Raw genomic sequence first — 16,664 nt, 5'->3', positions numbered from 1 at the left:
GTCGATATCGGCGTTCACGGAACCGCCAGGGTCAGCGCCGGGGCCTCGGGGTCGTCGGCCAGGCGGGAAGCCAGCGGTTCCCCTTCCGGTGAGCCGCCTGCCAGGAACACGTCGGGTCGTCCGTCGGCGTCCAGGCGAATCGGAATGCTGTGCCGCAGCGCCTCGTTCGGCTCGGGATGGTCGGATCGCGTGTGGCAGCCCCGGCTTTCGGTGCGGGCCGCCGCGGCGAGCAGCAGCACGCGGGCGGTGAGCGTCAGCGCGCCGTCCTCCAGTTCGGCGATCCGGCGCGCGGCCAGATCCTCCGGTGCGGGCGGCACGACGGCACTGTCCGCGGCGAAGCGGCTCGACATGCCGCGCAGCACAGCGCGTTCCAAGGTCGCCGTCGCGCTCGCGAGCCCGTCCCTGTCCCGCACCACGGCGGCGTGCGCGGTCATCACTTGCTGAAGCGCCGCGCGCGGCACCCGTGGCATGGTCCGCGGCCGCACGTCGGTGACCTCCGCGGGCGCGCCGAGGCGCTCCACGGCCGCCGCACCGGCTCGTTCGCCGACGACCAGACCCTCGAGAAGGCTGTTGGACGCCAACCGATTCGCGCCGTGCAACCCGGTCCGCGCCACTTCACCCGCCGCGTACAGTCCGGGCACCCCGGTCCGGCCGTGCGCATCGGTGACGACACCGCCGCACTGATAGTGCGCCGCGGGCGCGACGGGAATCAGGCAGGCGCGCGGGTCGATCCCCGCGGCAAGGCAGGACGCGGTGATCGTCGGAAAACGTTGCGCGAAACCGTCGATCGCCCGGGCGTCGAGGAAGACGTGATCCGTGCCGAGCTCGCGCATCCTGGCGGCGATGGCCCTGGAGACCACATCGCGCGGCGCGAGATCACCGCGCGGATGCACCCCTGCCGTCACCGAATTGCCCTCGGCATCAACGAGGGTCGCGCCTTCGCCGCGCACGGCCTCGCTGATGAGTGGCCGACGCCCAAGCCCGCCCGGCGTGTACAGCACGGTCGGATGGAACTGCACGAACTCGAGGTCCGCGACCGCCGCACCCGCCCACAGCGCGAGCGCGACGCCGTCCGCGGTCGCGCCTGCCGGATTCGTGCTCAGCGCGTAGAGCTGGCCGAGCCCGCCGGTGGCGAGCAGCACGGCCGGGGTGTGCACCACACCGAAACCCTTGTCCGACACCGCGATCACGCCCTGCACCCCGCTCGGGCCGGTGACCACCTCGCAGGCCGCCGCACCGAACAGCACGGGCAGACCCGCCGCGTTGAGGGCGCGCTGCACCTCCGCGCCGGTCGCGTCACCGCCCGCGTGGATGATGCGGCGCGTGCTGTGCCCGCCCTCCCTGGTGCGCGAGATCTGGCCGTCGCGACCGAGATCGAACACCGCGCCGAGGTCGGTCAGCGCCGCGACGGCCGCCTGCCCGCCCTCGACGATGGCGCGCACCGCGCTCGTCTCGCACAGCCCGGCGCCCGCCTCCACCGTGTCCCGCACGTGCGACTCGATCGAATCACCGTGCGGCGCCACGACGGCGATGCCGCCCTGCGCGTACTGGGTGGAGGTATCGATCGGGCCGCCCTTGCTGAGCGCGAGGACCCGCAGCCCGCGCAGCGACGCGGTGCGGGCCGCCGTCAGTCCGGCGACCCCGCCGCCGACCACCACCAGGTCGGCCGAGGCCTCCCACTCGATTACCGGAGCATTCATCTCCGCCAGCCTCTCGTTCCGAGCTCGGGCGCGAACATCGCCGCACCCGCCGAGGTCATGCGGCGCCGCTACGCGCCCGCCGCATGTCGTCGGCGTCGGCTCACTCGCCGCCGCCCGGATTGCCGATCGCGATCATTCGCTGCACCGAATCGCGGCCGAGCGCCGCGGTTTCCGGATCGACGTGCACCTCGTCGGCGCCGTCCACCAGGCAGCGCAACAGCGCGGCCGGGGTGATCATCTTCATGTACTTGCAGGAGGCGCGGTCGTTGACGGCCTGGAAGTCGATGCCGGGGGCGGCCTTGCGCAGCTGGTGCAGCATGCCGACCTCGGTGGCGACCAGGACCTGTGTCGACTTCGCAGCCTTGGCGGCGTCGATCATGCCGCCGGTGGACAGGATGTGCACCCGGTCGGCCGGGAAGGCGCCCTCACCCGCGAGGTACAGCGCCGAGGTGGCGCAGCCGCACTCGGGGTGCACGAACAGCTCCGCGTCCGGGTGGCTGCGCGCCTGCTCGGTGAGCTCGTCGCCGTTGATGCCCGCGTGCACGTGGCATTCGCCCGCCCAGATCTCCATGTTCGCCCGGCCGGTCACGCGCTTGACGTGCGCCCCGAGGAACTGGTCCGGCAGGAAAAGCACCTCGCGGTCGGGATCGATGGAGGCGACCACGTCGACCGCGTTGGAGGAGGTGCAGCAGATGTCGGTGAGCGCCTTCACCTCGGCGGTGGTGTTCACGTAGGACACCACGACCGCGTTCGGGTGCTCGGCCTTCCACGCGCGCAGCTCGTCGGCGCTGATCGAGTCGGCCAGCGAGCAGCCCGCGCGCTGATCCGGGATCAGCACGGTCTTCTCCGGGCTGAGGATCTTCGCGGTCTCGGCCATGAAGTGCACGCCACAGAAGACGATGGTGTCCTCGGGCGCCTCGGCCGCGATCCGCGAGAGCGCCAGCGAGTCGCCGACGTGATCGGCCACGTCCTGGATCTCGGGCAGCTGGTAGTTGTGCGCGAGAATGGTCGCGTTGCGCTCCCGCGCGAGACGCTTGACCTCCTGCGCCCACTCGGGCGTCGCCGCGACACCCGTGTAGCCCGAGGGCCCGTCGAATACCTGCCCCATCAGCGGAGGCGCCAGTTTCGCACCCGTCGTCGCCATGATGGCTCCCTTCCTCGTGCGGCCGGCAACACCGCCGATTCGCACCAAACCAGGTTTTCGACTTACAATCGAAAACGTGGCCCATAGTAGCACCATCCACGAATCGCTCACCGCGGTGTTCCAGGTTCGCCGCTTCCCCGCAGACAAAGGCTCAGGTCAGAGCGCTGCGAGCGGTGTCATGGGCCCGTGCCCGCCCGATCAGCGCACCGAGCTCGCGGTGTTGCTGTGGGAGCGCGCGCTCGACCCGCAGAAGGACACGTGGTCGCTGCCTGGCGGGCGGCTCGGCGACGACGAGGATCTGGACGCCTCGGCGCGCCGCCAGCTGGCCGAGAAGGTCGACGTGCGCGAGCTGACGCACCTCGAGCAGCTCTCGGTCTTCAGCGACCCGGACCGCGTGCCAGGCCCGCGCCGCATCGCGTCGGCCTATCTCGGCTTGGTTCCGCTGACCGCCGAACCGGAGCTGCCCGAGGACACCGCGTGGCATCCGGTCTCGGCGCTGCCCGCGATGTCCTTCGATCACGGCACGGTCGTCGACCACGCTCGCACCCGGCTGGCCGCCAAGCTCTCCTACACCAATATCGCCTTCGCGCTCGCCCCGTCCGCGTTCACCATGTCGACGCTGCGCGAAATCTACTGTGCGGCACTGGGTTACGACGTCGACACCACCAACCTCCAGCGCGTCCTCGCGCGCCGCAAGGTGATCACCCCCACCGGAGCCACCGCCGCCCCCGGCCGCGCGGGCGGCCGCCCCGCCGCCGTCTACCGCTTCACCGACTCCGGTCTCCGCGTCACCGACGAATTCGCCGCCCTCCGCCCCCGGTCCGAGTGATCCGGCCGCCTGCCCGGTCCACGGGAGGTCGCGAAGTTAGAATGAGAAAAAGTAAGATTCGATCTATGTTTATATGGCAGGAGGTCCCGTGGAATTCACCGGCAGGGCCACCGACCTCGACATTCTGGCTCGGCAGCGCGACCTCGTCACCGAGAATGCCGGGCCGACGCGGGGGCGCGCGGTCATCTTGACCGGCCGTCGGCGAGTGGGTAAGTCACGACTGGTCCAAGAGTTCTGTGATCGCTCCGGGCTCGCCTACGTCGTCTTCCAGGCGACCCGCGGACGCAACCCCGTTGCCGAGCGCGAGGACTTCCTCTCCACCGTCGCTCACTCCGCACTCGGTGGCGCGGAGTTGATATCCGGCTTGCACGCCACCGATTGGAATCAGGCGCTGCGCGCCCTGGCCATCGCGATTCCGGACGACTCCCCGACCATCGCGGTGATCGATGAGGTCCCGTGGCTGGTCGAGCAGGACGGCGAGTTCGAGGGCGCACTGCAGACGGTGTGGGACCGTCACCTATCAGCCAAGCCCGTTCTCCTGATTCTGGTCGGCAGCGACATCTCGGTCATGGAGGCGTTGCAGTCCCGCGACCGACCGTTCTTCGGGCGAGCCGCCAAGATGACCGTCGAACCGCTGCATCTGGCCGACGTTCAGTCGATGACAGGTCTCGATCCGGCCGATGCCGTCGACGCACTGCTGATCACCGGCGGCTTCCCGGAGATCGTCCAGTCATGGCGGCCCGGCATGAGCAGAATCGACTTCCTGCGCGCTTCGACAGACAACCCGCTGTCTCCGTTGCTCGTAGCGGGGGAACTAACGCTGCTCGGCGAGTTTCCCGAAGCCTCGCGATCGCGTGCGGTGCTCGAGGCGGTGGGCAGCGGTGAGCGCACTTTCAGCACCATCGCGGCACAGGCGGGCGGAGCGGGCGCACTTCCCGCCGGAACCTTGACACCACTGCTGACCACATTGCAATCGAAACGAATTGTCGCGGCCGATCTTCCGCTGTCGACCAAAGCCGACAGCAAGAACAAGCGCTATCGAATCGCCGATTCCTACCTTCGATTCTGGCTTGCCTTCCTGCAGCGTGGAATTCCGCTGGTCGAACGAGGTCGTGGCGATGTCGCCCGCACTCGGATCGAACGGTCGTGGACGACCTGGCGTGGGCGTGCCGTCGAACCGCTGATCCGCGAATCGCTACTGCGCCTGCTGCCCGATGAGCGCTGGCCCGATACCGAGGCGGTCGGCGGGTGGTGGAACCGGCAGAACAATCCCGAAATCGATCTGATCGGCGCCGATCGTGAGCCGGTCGCGGGCGCGATCCACTTCCTCGGATCGATCAAGTGGCTCGAGGAGCGGCCGTTTGATCGCCACGACTACGACGCCCTCGCCCGGGCGGTACTCTCGGTGCCGGGTGCCGACACTCGAACGCCGCTTGTCGCGGTGTCCCGCGCGGGTCTCGGTGCCGAACTCCCGCTCGCGATGCATTGGGGTCCTGCGGATCTCGTCGACGCTTGGCGCTGAATTTTCCCGACGGACCCGACGGACCGGTCCCATGCCGCAGAGGGCGCCCGGAAACCCCGAGGCGAATCAGGCTTCGTGAGAACGGTTTCGGTGTTTCGGCGTGCGGCGGTACTCGCGTTTGCCGGGGATCGGGCGGGCCGCGTTGGAGCGGCGAAGTTCGTGGCGGCGGCGCCAAGCGGTGAGATCCGGGCGTTCCGAAGGGGTTCGGGATGCGTCGAGCTGGGACGCGGTGTGCGCGTGGGCGGGCATGGTGTCACCTCCCCCCCTGGCCCGTTGCTTGCCGGATCACGGTAGCGACGACCGCCTTTCGGGCTCCACCCATTTTCCGCCGTGCGAGGCGCGGATGGGCATCGACCGAAGGGCGCGCGACTGGTTCGGTGCGAATCGTCTTGCGGTGTCAGCCGCTCCCGCATCGAGCGTCACGGCGGGAGCGAGGGGTCGGCGCCGATTGCCTAGGGCGCGGCACTGCGAATCGGTTCAGGCCGTCTTCATCTGGGGCTTCGGCGGAGGCGCGGCCGTATGGGCGACGAGCCGTCCACCGGCCCAGAACACCAGCTCCACCACCCAGAACAACCACAGGAACAGCGTCACCACGATCACCGGTATGGCGAGGAACAGCACCGAGGGCATCGCGATCAGCAGGAACAGGGCCCAGTCGCGCGGGCTCGCGCCGCGCAACCGGTTCGCCGAGCGCACCGCCGCCCACATCATCCAGCGGCGCGGCACCGAAATGCCGAATTCGCGCAGGCAGCGTCGGAAGAGGCCGTCGGCGTCGGCGCTGCTCACTTCCCGCGAGCGCAGCAGATAGTCGTGCAGGATGGCGGCGCGGGTGTAGGCGCCGTAGCGGGGAATGAGCCAGACCAACGCGCGCGGCACCGAGGCGAAGTCGGTGCGGAAGCCAGCGGGCACGGTGAATTCCTGAACATCGCCCCGATAGACGAGCGGCTCGGACAGCCGCCAGAACTTCGCGTCGATCTCCTCGACGATCGGACCGCCACCTATGAATGCCACGACCCGCCCCTCTCCGAATGCCCGTGTTTCCACCATTTTACGTGGTAGAGGCACCGAAACGGCTCGGAGCGGCAACGGTTGGGTGACGTGTCAGCGAGCCGGGCGCGACACCGAATCCGTCCCGCCCTCGGCGGCCGGATCGTAACGGCCGTAGGAGCTCCCGTACTGCGCGCCCGCTCCGGCGGCGTCGAACCCGATCGGCGTGAACGCCTCGACCGGACGCGAACGACCGAATGCGCTGCCGTAGCCGGTGCCCAGATCCTCCGACGGATTGAGCGCCGCGAGGAAAAGCAGGACGAGCGAGGCCACCAGCGGCTGCACGACCAACGCGAGCGCCGTGCCGACTTGCGTTGGGAGCTCGATGATCTGGCCGACGGGCGGGTCGTCCGGACGCGGATGCAGCAGCTCCGCGACCGTCTCCCCCACCAGCACCATCGAATACGCGCCGAGCAACGAGCCGGACACCAGCCCGAGTTGCAGCAGCGGTCCACGCACCGTGCGCAGACGCCAAGCCGCCACCGCGGTGAGCAGTCCGGTCACCCCGCCCGCGCAGACGAACAGCGCGACGGCGTCGAACTGGTGGGTGCTCTCGCCGGTCAGCGGCGCGCCGCGCCCCGGTTCGGTGACGAGCAGCTGTTCGGTCGGCGCCAGGAAGCCCCACAGCACGCCGACGAGCACGCTGCACACCACGACGGCCGCCGAGACGAGCAACGCCGCACCCGCCTCGGTTCGCACACCACGGGCCGCCACTAGCGGTGTTCCAGACTCTTCGAGTCGATCACGCCGTGCCGCGAGCACTTGGCCCACCAGCCGTCGGGACTCACCTGCACGATCATCCGGCGCCCGCACTGCTCGCAGAACCGCGGCGGCTCGAGGCCGAGCGCGGCCGCGGCGGGCACCGCGTCGTCGAGACCGGGCACGATCCGCTTGCCGGTGAACGGGTTGTAGCGCTCGTCCATATCCATGACAGTACTCATGGCCAGGCCCTACAGCGTTTCGTTGAGCGCCTTGATCGGCATCTTCAGCTCGCCGAGCAGATCCAGGTCCGCCTCGGCGGGACGGCCGAGGGTGGTCAGGTAGTTGCCGACGATGACGGCGTTGATGCCGCCGAGGATGCCCTGCTTGGCGCCGAGATCGCCGAGGGTGATCTCACGGCCGCCCGCGAAGCGAAGGATGGTGCGCGGCAGCGCGAGACGGAACGCGGCGACGGCGCGCAGCGCGTCGGCGGCGGGCAGCACCTCGAGGTCGCCGAACGGGGTGCCCGGACGCGGGTTGAGGAAGTTCAACGGCACCTCGTCGGGCTCCAATTCGGCCAGCTGCGCGGCGAATTCGGCGCGCTGCTCCAGGGTCTCGCCCATGCCGAGGATGCCGCCGCAGCACACCTCCATGCCCGCCTCGCGCACCATGCGCAGGGTGTCCCAGCGCTCCTCCCAGGTGTGCGTGGTGACGACCTGCGGGAAGTGCGACTTGGCGGTCTCCAGGTTGTGGTTGTAGCGGTGCACGCCCATGGCGGCCAGCTGGTCGACCTGCTCCTGGGTCAGCATGCCCAGCGAGCACGCGACCTGGATGTCGACCTCGTTGCGGATCGCCTCGACGCCAGCGGCGACCTGCGCCATCAGCCGCTCGTCCGGTCCGCGCACCGCGGCGACGATGCAGAACTCGGTCGCGCCGGTCTTGGCGGTCTGCTTGGCGGCCTCGACCAGGCTGGGGATGTCGAGCCAGGCGGCGCGCACCGGCGACTGGAACAGACCGGACTGCGAGCAGAAGTGGCAGTCCTCGGGGCAGCCGCCGGTCTTGAGGCTGATGATGCCCTCGACCTCGACCTCAGGACCGCACCACTTCATGCGCACGTCGTGGGCCAGCGACAGCAGCTCCTCGAGCCGGTCGTCGCCGAGGCGCAGCACCTCGAGTGTCTGCTCCTGGGTCAGGCCTTCGCCGCGCTCGAGCACCTGCTCGCGGGCGATCGAGAGAATATCGGTGTCAACGGGTGCCTGCGTCACTGGACGGATCCCTTCGGCTGAACTGCCTGTCGGCGCGCCTCGCGCCCGAGGTGGCCGTGCAACTTGAACGGTGTTCAGGCTAGGGTAGCGGTAGGAGTGAGTCAAAACACGACGGGGAGGAATCCGGGTGCAACTGCACAGGGCGGACGTGGTCGACGGCGCCATCGCCATTCTCGACCAGTACGGCCTCGCCGATCTGACCATGCGCAGGCTGGCGAGCTCGCTTCAGGTGCAGCCCGGCGCGCTGTACTGGCATTTCCCCAACAAGCAGGCGCTGCTCGGCGCCGTCGCCGACCGCATCCTCGCGCCGATGGAGGATCCGGTGACCGCCGAGGAGTGGTCCGGCCAGATCTCCGAGCTCGCGCACCGGCTGCGCGACTGCCTGCTCGCCTACCGCGACGGCGCCGAGCTGGTCTCGTCCACCTACGCCTCCCGCCTGACCACGAGCAAGGGCCGCGAACGCCTCGCCGTCGCCGCCATCCGCGCGGGCATGCCGCGCCAGGAGGCCGAGCTGGCCGCGTTCACGCTGCTGTACTACGTGCTGGGCCAAACCGTCGACGAACAGTCCCGCATGCAGATGGATTCGGCGGGCGCGCTGCCCGAGGACAGCACCCCCATCGACGAAACCCCGGACGCGACAGCCCGTTTCGACTTCGGCCTGCAACTGTTCGTCGCGGGCGTCCGGCACCTGCTCGGCAGCCGCATCCGCTGAGCGCGCCCGGCTACGCCGCGGCGTTCGCGAGCCGCCGATAGAGCCGCGCCAGCTTCACGGCGTCCTTGCGCTCGAATCCGATCCCCTCGTCGATCTCGCGCGACAGGAGCTCGAGCCAGTCGGCGATCGCCGCGTGCTGCGCGGGGCGGAGGCCGCGTAGCGTCGTCTCGTCGTCGCGTCGCGCACTGCCGAGAAAGCCGCTGAGATGGATCCAGAGCTCGAAGTCGTACGGTGGGATCAGCATCAACTTCAGCACCGCCGGAAGGTAGTACTCGACGGCCCCCGCGGTCATGTACGCGAAGTCTTCCATGTGCAGGCTGGGCAGAAAGCTCGAGCGATCGATGTCCGCCCGCGAGCGGCCGTGAAAATGCGCGATGACGTACGGCGCCTCGATGCTCGGAGGCGCCAGTTCGTCCTCGGTGAGCGGCTGCGAGCCAGCGAAGACCTCATCGATTCGGTGCGTGACCTCGTCGCGACTCCTCATGGCACGCACAAACTACCTCACCACCGGCAGACCCGAGAGCACCGTCTGCCGACGCGGTGATCGGCTGGCGCGCAACTTCTTCGACAAGCACGATCGCCCGCCAGGATCACCCCGCCAGCGCCGGTCGTCGAGCGTACCGGCTCTCCGGCCGCGCGAGACCGAAGTGGTCGCGCAGCGTGGTTCCGGTGTATTCGGTGCGAAACAACCCGCGCTCCTGCAAGATCGGCACGACGGTCGAGGTGAAGACCTCGAGCCCGCCCGGGTAATACGGCGGCATCACGTTGAAACCGTCGGCCGCGCCGTGCCGGAACCACTCCTCGATGGTGTCGGCGACCTGTTCCGGCGTGCCCGCGAAGACGCGATGACCGCGCGCTCCCGCCAGTCGGTGCAGCAACCCGCGCAGGGTCGGCCGGTCCCGCCGCACGATGCCCGCGACCACCTGGAGCCGCGACTGCGCGTTGTCGGTGACATCGCCCGCGCCGTCGAATTCCTCGACCGGGACGAGATCGTCCAGCGCCAGGTGCCGCAGGCTCTTGCCCGCGATGCTCTCCAGTTGCGCCAGACCGTATTCCGGCACGGTGAGCTCGTTGAACTCGCGCTCCAGTCGTTTGGCGTCGGCCTCGGTGTCGCCGATGAACGGACTGATACCGGGCAGGATCTTCACCTGATCGGGGTCACGCCCGAATTCCCGCGCCTTGGCCTTGATGTCGGCGTAGAAAGCCTGCGCGTCGGTCAGCCGCTGGTGCGCGGTGAAGATGGCCTCGGCGTAGCGGCCCGCGAAGGACCGGCCCTCGTTGGACGCGCCCGCCTGCACCAGCACCGGATAACCCTGCGGCGTCCGCGCCGCGTTGAACGGTCCACGAACCCTGAGGTATTCGCCCTCGAAGTCGATGCGGTGGATCTTGTCCGGATCGGCGTAGACGCCTGCGGCCTGGTCGAGCAGGATCGCGTCGTCCTCCCAGCTGTCCCACAGCGCCACCACCGCGTCGACGAATTCCCGTGCGCGGGCGTACCTTTCCGTGTGGTCGGGATGCCGGTCGAGGCCGAAGTTGGCCGCCGCCAAGTCGGTTCCGGTGGTGACGATGTTCCAGCCCGCGCGACCGCCGGAGATGTGGTCGAGACTGGAGAACAGCCTTGCCAGGTTGTAGGGCTCGTAGTACGTGGTGGACGCGGTGGCGATCAAGCCGAGATGCGTTGTGGCCGCGGCGATCGCGGTCAGCAGCGTGATCGGCTCCAGGCCGGGCGCCGCGTTGTGCTCGACGCTGGTGCGCAGGGCCGGTCCGTCGGCGAAGAACACCGCGTCGAGTTTCGCGGCCTCGGCGGTGCGGCCGATCTCCTGGTAGTAGGTGACGTCGTAGATCCGGTCGGGGCGGCTCTGCGGGTGCCGCCAGGCCGCCTCGTGGTGGCCGGACGGGTAGATGAACGCGTTCAGGCTCAGCTGGCGCGGTTGCTCGGTCATGAGGCTTGCTTCTCTTCCTCGTGAAAATGGGGGTCGGCCGCGTCACCGGCCGTGCTGACAAGGGGATCGACGCCGAGCCCGGCAAGCAGCCGCTCGCGCGCCGCGATGAACGCCGGATCGCTGTGGCGGCGCGGACGTTCCGGGTCGATGCGCAGGTCGATGGCGATGCGGCCCTCGTCGAGGACGAGCACGCGGTCGGCCAGCAACACGGCCTCGTCGACATCGTGGGTGACCAGCAGCACCGCGGGCTTGTGCTTGGCGCACAGCTCCTGCAGCAGCGCGTGCATCCGAATCCTGGTCAGCGCGTCCAGCGCGCCGAACGGTTCGTCGGCCAGCAGCAGTTCGGGTTCGCGCACCAGCGAGCGGGCCAGCGCCACGCGCTGCTGTTCGCCGCCGGAAAGCTCCTTGGGCCAGGCCTTTTCGCGACCCGCGAGGCCGACCTCGGCGAGCGCGGCGCGGCCACGATCCGCCGATCCCACACCGCTGAGGCCGAGCGTCACGTTGTCGAGTACCCGAACCCACGGCAGCAGACGCGAATCCTGGAACACCACGGCGCGTTCGGAGGGCACCGCGAGATCGCCGGAACCCGGTACGTCGTCGTCCAATTCGGCCAGCGCGCGCAGCAGCGTGCTCTTGCCCGAGCCGCTGCGGCCGAGCAGCGCGACGAATTCGCCGCGGGCGATGTCTAGGTCGATGCCGCGCAACACCACCCGGTCGCCGAAGCCGCGGCTGAGGTTTCGGGCGCGGACCACGTTCAGTCCGCGAGTGTCTGGCGCCATGCCAGCGTCCTCCTTTCCAGTGCGCGCACGGCGATGTCGCCGAACAAACCGAGCAGGCCGTAGATCACGAGCCCGACCACGATGACGTCGATCTGGCCGTAGGTGCGCGCCTGCGTCATCAGATAGCCGATGCCGCTGGTGGCGTTGACCTGTTCGACGACAACCAGCGCCAGCCACGAGATGGTGACCGCGAGGCGAAGGCCGATGAAGAAGCCGGGCAGCGAGCCGGGAAGTGCGATGCGCCGGATGAATCCCCACCGCGAAAGCTGGACCGTCTCGGCGAGTTCCACGTAGCGGGCGTCCACGCTGCGCAGGTGGGCGTGCGTGTTGATGTACACCGGAACAAGCACGCTGGTGGTGATGACGATGAGCTTCATCTCCTCGCCGATACCGAACCACACGATGAACAGCGGGATCAGCGCCAGCGTGGGAATCGCGCGCTTGATCTGAATCGGACCGTCCAGCAATGCTTCTCCGACACGGCTCAGCCCGGCGGCCAGCGCCAGCACCACACCGATGGCGACGCCGAGCCCCAAACCGAGACCGGCGCGCTGCACCGAGGTCAGCAGATTGGACTGCAAGCGGCCGTCGGCGATCAGATCGCCCGCGGTCTGCGCCACCGTCCACGGCGCGGGCAGCGTCTCCGGATCCAATGTGCCCGTGGCAGAACCGATCACCCATGCGGCCACAAGCAGCGTCGGTCCGAGGGCGATGCCGAACGGAATCGGCTTGCCGGGACCGAGCCTGCGCCGCGACACCTTGCCGCGCGCCCGGAGTTCGACGGGCGCTGTTCCCGCCCTGCCGAATCGGCCGAGTACGCCCGCTTCGAGTGTCGCCATCATCGCTCCTTCGGTTCGTGCGACGCGCCGGATTCGGCGACCGCGCGCGTCACGACGGCGTCGTAGCGCAGGTCGAAACCGTTGGTGGCGCTGACCTTCTTGGGCAACTCGCCCGCGGCGGCGATGGCGTCGATGGTGGACTGCTGCCGGTCGACGAGCCGCTGATCGAGATGCGGGAAGGTGTACGTCCCCAGCGATTCCACGATGCGCCGCGCGTCCTCTGGGCTGACCTTCTGGTTGTCCACGTAGTACTTCTGCGCCCACTCCTCCCGGTGGGTGTTCACCCATTGGTAGGCCCGGATATAGGCGCCGACCAGCGCGCCGACCGCGGCCGACCTGGCCGGATCCTGCGTCACCGCGCGCCGCGCGTACAGGTAGGCCAGGCCGCCGTAGATGCCCGCGGTCTCGGCGTCCGGGATCACCGACGCGCCGGGCGTGCGCAGCAGCCGGGTCACATTCGGCTCGATCAGCGGGGCGATGTCGACCTGGCCGGTACGCACCGCGTCGAGAAACTCGGCCAGCTGCAACCGGACCAGCTGCACGTCACCGGTCGTCAACCCGGCCTTGTCCAGGGCGCGCAGCACCGCGGCCTGCTGCGCGGTGCCCTCGGCGTAGGCGATCTTCTTGCCCTTCAGATCCGCCAGCGTGGTCGCGGTGCGGCCCGGAGCGACCGCCAATTTCAGTGCGGCCGGGCTGGTTTGCTGCGCGGCCACGATCGGCACGTCCTGACCGGCGGCCAGCGCGTGGATCGGCGGCACGTCACCGACCGGCGCCACGTCGGCCGCGCCCGCGCGGAACGCCTCCAGGATGGCGGGGCCGCCGACGAAATTGGCGAACTCCACCTGGAACGGGAGCTTGTCCAGCTCACCGGAGACGCGCAGCACGCTCTGCAGGCGCTCCTGCTGGTCGGCGACGATCAGCTTGGTGCCCGCGGGCACCTCGGTCGGCAGCGGGGTGTCGGCGGTGTCGACGACCGGTGTGTCGTCCTTCGCGCATCCGGTCAGCCCGAGGGTCGCGACGGTCGCCACGGCGAGCAAGACGGCGGTGGCGCGGCGGCCACGGCGGCCGGGCGGGAACGTACTCGGTCGAAACATGCTCGGTAGTCAAGCAGGACGAAACGGGCCCGAACACGGTTAACGGCAGGGTGATTCGAACCGGTGTCAGCCCGATGCCGCGGCACTTCCCGCAACCGGGCGCCGCTGTGCCAGCCGGACGCCGCGGCGCGACATCAGCCCGGCGCCGCCGCGCTGCGCACTCCGCGCACCTGATCCAGATACCGCTGCATGAACGGCATGACCTGCTGGTCGATGACCTTGTTGTACTCCTGCGGCGCCTGCCGCGGGTTCGCGTGACCGGTGTTGCGCGGCATCACCACCAGGAGGCTGCCGTCGACTCCGCCCGCGCGCTCGACGAGCACCTGGTGCGAGTACTCGACATCGACGACGCGGTCCCGCTCGGCGTCGCGCGGCCGGATGAACACGATGGCCGGGCGCGGTTTGCCGTTCACCGGACGGGACAGCGCGCGCAGATTATCGATCGCGCCGCCACCGACGATGGCCAGGAACTGCGATTCGATGAGACCGTTGCTCGCGGCGTTGCTCGACAAGACCTTCTCGGTCGCTACTTCGGCGAGCACGTCCCCCAGTTCGGCGAATCGAATCGTCGGCACCGGATCGGCTGCGCGATCGACGAAGCGCTCCCGGCGCGCGTAGGTCTCCACGGCGAGTCGCAGGGCCCGGCTCTCGCGCGCCCCAGGCAACCAGCCCATCCAGCGCAGCATGTCCTCGCCGCGTCCGCGACTCTCCGGGCGCACCGCGTTCAGATCGACGGGGGTGCAGTCCAACAGCACGCCGGCCAACCGCCGGTCGCTGTCCAGATGGATGTGCTGCCCGACCTCCAGCGCGATGACCCCGCCCATGCTGTGGCCGACGAGCACGACGTTCCGCACGCCCGACATCTGCGCGGCGCGGACGACGAGATCGGCGATCACCTTGCTGTCGATGCCCTGATTGTCGTATTTGATCGCCCAGACCACGCCCATCCGCCGCAGCGCGGGCAACGACTCCGCCGTGTCGGAGGCGTTCAGACCGCCCAATCCGACCAGATCGACGACCGCGGTGTCCCAGTTCTCCTGCTGCGCGGGAGTCGCGACGGGGAGCAGCGCGGGCTCGGTCAACGCGAGTCTGGCGCGCTCGGGAGCGACATCGTGCACCCAGTACTGAGTGAACACGGTGAGTACGAGTATCAGCAGTGCGGCGACCCGCAGCAGTGTCAACCTGGTGCGGCGCAACGTCGTCCACCGGTGCCCGAGGCGGGTCTCCCGGAGTCGAGCCTTCCGTCGCGCATCATCCCAGTCGGTGACGGTGGACGGGTGCCGATCGTCCAACGGCGACATCTCTTCACGGTATCGACGGATGCGGAGGGCTGCCACGTTGTCCGCATCGTGCTCGCAGCCGACCCCGCAATGCTTCGGCAAGTGCGCGCCCAGCTGCCACCTTCGACAACGCGCCCCGGCTCGCCGTCGTCTGCGGATCTGAACTCCTCGAAAGGCTGTGCGCGAACGCACAAGAGCGGTCTGCACTGCTCCCTGTACCGTCGAATCCGGAGGGATCGGTATCGCCCGCAACAGCGGTGGAGCCGGCTCCGAGGGAGAGGACCCGTCGCATGATGCCTCAGATCTCGAGCGTCATCGAGAGACGTCTGCTGGTCAATTACCGCGTCGAACCCGACGTTGCGGCGGCTCTGCTACCGGCGCCACTGCGACCACATCTGGTCGGCGACTGGGCGGTGGCGGGAATCTGTCTCATCCGGCTCGGCCGAGTACGTCCGGTCGGTCTGCCGAGCGCGGTCGGTGTGCGCAGCGAGAACGCGGCGCATCGAATAGCTGTCGAATGGGACGGTCCGGATGGGGTCGAGAGCGGCGTCTACATTCCGCGCAGAGACAGCGGCTCACCACTGAACGTGCTGCTCGGCGGGCGCCTGTTTCCCGGTGTCCACAGCTTCGCCCGATTCGACGTCGCGGAGAGCGGGCACGACCTGCACGTCGCCTACACGAGCAGGGACAATTCGACCAAGGTCAGTGTGGATGTACGCACGGTCGACGAGTTCGAGGGCAGCGCGATGTTCCCCGATCTGGCCACAGCTTCGGATTTCTTCCAGCGGGGACGCAACGGCTTCTCCGCCAGCCGTAATGGCACGCGCCTCGACGGCCTCGAACTGGACACGCACGCATGGCAGGTGAGCCCGGCGCACACCCACGCCGTCCGTTCGACCTTCTTCGAGGACCGGACCCGATTCCCGCGCGGCAGTGCGACTCTCGACTGCACGCTGCTCATGCGTGATGTCCCGGCTGTCTGGAACGTCACCGCGCCGATGCGGATTACGACGATGGTCTGACTGCTCGGCCGGACCACGTCCTCAGTCGAGCGAGCCGGTTTCGGCGAGCGTGGCGAGTTTGGCCAGTGCGAGTCGCCAGCCCAGTTCGTTGTCCTCCGGTTTCACCGCGCTGGGCAGGCCCTCGTGGATCGCCACCAGATCCGTGCCGCCGTCGGCCGCGTCGGAAAGGGTGACGGCGACGGTCATCTCGCCGCCCGCGGCCGGATCGTCGCTCTCGAATTCGATGATCTCCACAACCTGTTCGTCGGGGATCAAGGTGACGAAACGTCCCTGATAGGTGTCGGATTGGGCGGTGGTCTTGCCGGTGTCGGTCGGGTCGTCGTAGGTGAGGGTGATGCGGAATCGGCCGCCCTCGCGCGGCTCGAATTCGTGGACGTGGCTGGTCATTCCAGTGGGCACCCGCCACCGCGCGACCGCGTCGGCGTCCAGCAGCAGGCCGTAGACGGTCGACCGCGATGCGCGAATGTGCTTGCCGATCCTGGTGCTGGACATGTGCACCACGGTAGTCCGCGACTTCGGCGCGCGAGGAGCCTCGATACGGCGAGCCCCGAAATGCCTCCTGCCACGGTCGGGGCCTTCGCGGTTGACGGACATCCGCCGAACGCAAAAAGGCCCCCAGCTGATGCTGGGGGCCTTTCGCAATGATGTTCCGGCGGTGTCCTACTCTCCCACACCCTGTCGAGTGCAGTACCATCGGCGCAGGTGGCCTTAGCTTCCGGGTTCGGAATGGGACCGGGCGTTTCCCCACCGCTATAGCCGCCGTAACTCTATGAAACTATCCACACACCG

Annotated in this window: 17 protein-coding genes and 1 rRNA gene; 4 read left to right on the top strand and 14 right to left on the bottom strand. The window is 69.0% G+C overall.

Annotation, left to right across the window (positions count from 1 at the left end; genetic code table 11):
* Positions 1-14: 14 nt before the first annotated feature.
* Entirely contained in the window at positions 15-1,700 is a 1,686-nt protein-coding gene (locus CRP45_RS32010; RefSeq protein WP_097248375.1) for an L-aspartate oxidase, read from the bottom strand.
* 100 nt (positions 1,701-1,800) lie between these two features.
* Positions 1,801-2,844 (bottom strand): quinolinate synthase NadA, encoded by a 1,044-nt coding sequence (gene nadA / locus CRP45_RS32005; RefSeq protein WP_097248480.1) that lies wholly within the window; start codon positions 2,842-2,844, stop codon positions 1,801-1,803.
* 76 nt (positions 2,845-2,920) lie between these two features.
* On the opposite strand from nadA, the gene CRP45_RS32000 reads away from it, so the two are divergent.
* Both CRP45_RS32000 and CRP45_RS31995 read left to right on the top strand, forming a co-directional pair.
* The gene (locus tag CRP45_RS32000) at positions 2,921-3,673 is read left to right on the top strand and encodes an NUDIX hydrolase (RefSeq protein ID WP_067793298.1); all 753 of its coding nucleotides are present in this window, start codon (positions 2,921-2,923) and stop codon (positions 3,671-3,673) included.
* An 88-nt stretch (positions 3,674-3,761) separates the two neighbouring features.
* Complete coding sequence (locus tag CRP45_RS31995) at positions 3,762-5,195, top strand: ATP-binding protein (protein ID WP_097248374.1); 1,434 nt, start codon at positions 3,762-3,764, stop codon at positions 5,193-5,195.
* Between the two features lie 477 nt (positions 5,196-5,672).
* On the opposite strand, the gene CRP45_RS31985 is transcribed toward CRP45_RS31995, so the two are convergent.
* The 4 genes from CRP45_RS31985 to bioB all read right to left on the bottom strand — a co-directional run bounded on the left by CRP45_RS31985 (position 5,673) and on the right by bioB (position 8,206).
* Entirely contained in the window at positions 5,673-6,206 is a 534-nt protein-coding gene (locus CRP45_RS31985) for a DUF1353 domain-containing protein (RefSeq protein WP_097248372.1), read from the bottom strand.
* 90 nt (positions 6,207-6,296) lie between these two features.
* Positions 6,297-6,941 carry a DUF2567 domain-containing protein gene (locus CRP45_RS31980; RefSeq protein ID WP_245910657.1) on the bottom strand — a complete coding sequence of 215 codons (645 nt, stop codon included), beginning with the start codon at positions 6,939-6,941 and terminating at the stop codon, positions 6,297-6,299.
* Between the two features lie 14 nt (positions 6,942-6,955).
* Entirely contained in the window at positions 6,956-7,183 is a 228-nt protein-coding gene (bsaP, locus tag CRP45_RS31975) for a biotin synthase auxiliary protein BsaP (protein ID WP_097248370.1), read from the bottom strand.
* Between the two features lie 9 nt (positions 7,184-7,192).
* The gene (gene bioB, locus CRP45_RS31970; RefSeq protein ID WP_097248369.1) at positions 7,193-8,206 is read right to left on the bottom strand and encodes a biotin synthase BioB; all 1,014 of its coding nucleotides are present in this window, start codon (positions 8,204-8,206) and stop codon (positions 7,193-7,195) included.
* Positions 8,207-8,333: 127 nt separating this feature from the next.
* On the opposite strand from bioB, the gene CRP45_RS31965 reads away from it, so the two are divergent.
* On the top strand, positions 8,334-8,918 hold the full coding sequence (locus CRP45_RS31965) for a TetR/AcrR family transcriptional regulator C-terminal domain-containing protein (protein ID WP_067793311.1): 585 nt from the start codon (positions 8,334-8,336) through the stop codon (positions 8,916-8,918).
* A gap of 10 nt (positions 8,919-8,928) precedes the next feature.
* On the opposite strand, the gene CRP45_RS31960 is transcribed toward CRP45_RS31965, so the two are convergent.
* The 6 genes from CRP45_RS31960 to CRP45_RS31935 all read right to left on the bottom strand — a co-directional run bounded on the left by CRP45_RS31960 (position 8,929) and on the right by CRP45_RS31935 (position 14,874).
* Positions 8,929-9,402: a hypothetical protein gene (locus tag CRP45_RS31960; protein WP_097248368.1), complete on the bottom strand. Its 474-nt coding sequence runs from the start codon at positions 9,400-9,402 to the stop codon at positions 8,929-8,931.
* Positions 9,403-9,508: 106 nt separating this feature from the next.
* The gene (locus CRP45_RS31955; RefSeq protein ID WP_097248367.1) at positions 9,509-10,861 is read right to left on the bottom strand and encodes an LLM class flavin-dependent oxidoreductase; all 1,353 of its coding nucleotides are present in this window, start codon (positions 10,859-10,861) and stop codon (positions 9,509-9,511) included.
* Positions 10,858-11,640, bottom strand: a complete 783-nt coding sequence (locus CRP45_RS31950; protein WP_179831086.1) for an ABC transporter ATP-binding protein — start codon at positions 11,638-11,640, stop codon at positions 10,858-10,860. Before CRP45_RS31950 ends, CRP45_RS31955 begins: the two co-directional genes overlap by 4 nt.
* Positions 11,616-12,479, bottom strand: coding sequence for an ABC transporter permease (locus CRP45_RS31945; protein ID WP_067793316.1), 864 nt, complete (start codon positions 12,477-12,479; stop codon positions 11,616-11,618). The genes CRP45_RS31950 and CRP45_RS31945 overlap by 25 nt, the downstream gene beginning before the upstream one ends.
* Positions 12,479-13,573: an ABC transporter substrate-binding protein gene (locus CRP45_RS31940; protein ID WP_097248366.1), complete on the bottom strand. Its 1,095-nt coding sequence runs from the start codon at positions 13,571-13,573 to the stop codon at positions 12,479-12,481. The genes CRP45_RS31945 and CRP45_RS31940 overlap by 1 nt, the downstream gene beginning before the upstream one ends.
* A gap of 134 nt (positions 13,574-13,707) precedes the next feature.
* Positions 13,708-14,874: an alpha/beta fold hydrolase gene (locus tag CRP45_RS31935; protein ID WP_097248365.1), complete on the bottom strand. Its 1,167-nt coding sequence runs from the start codon at positions 14,872-14,874 to the stop codon at positions 13,708-13,710.
* A gap of 269 nt (positions 14,875-15,143) precedes the next feature.
* Here CRP45_RS31935 and CRP45_RS31930 point away from each other — a divergent pair, with 269 nt between their 5' ends.
* Positions 15,144-15,875 carry a DUF2071 domain-containing protein gene (locus CRP45_RS31930; protein ID WP_097248364.1) on the top strand — a complete coding sequence of 244 codons (732 nt, stop codon included), beginning with the start codon at positions 15,144-15,146 and terminating at the stop codon, positions 15,873-15,875.
* Positions 15,876-15,896: 21 nt separating this feature from the next.
* On the opposite strand, the gene CRP45_RS31925 is transcribed toward CRP45_RS31930, so the two are convergent.
* Positions 15,897-16,367: an SRPBCC domain-containing protein gene (locus CRP45_RS31925; protein WP_067793374.1), complete on the bottom strand. Its 471-nt coding sequence runs from the start codon at positions 16,365-16,367 to the stop codon at positions 15,897-15,899.
* A 155-nt stretch (positions 16,368-16,522) separates the two neighbouring features.
* Positions 16,523-16,639, bottom strand: a 5S ribosomal RNA gene (gene rrf, locus CRP45_RS31920).
* Positions 16,640-16,664: the final 25 nt, after the last annotated feature.

The sequence above is a fragment of the Nocardia amikacinitolerans genome (assembly GCF_900215415.1).
GTDB lineage: Bacteria > Actinomycetota > Actinomycetes > Mycobacteriales > Mycobacteriaceae > Nocardia > Nocardia amikacinitolerans.
The sequence above is the reverse complement of the archived record's forward strand: the minus strand, read 5'-3'. Positions and strand labels throughout refer to the sequence as shown.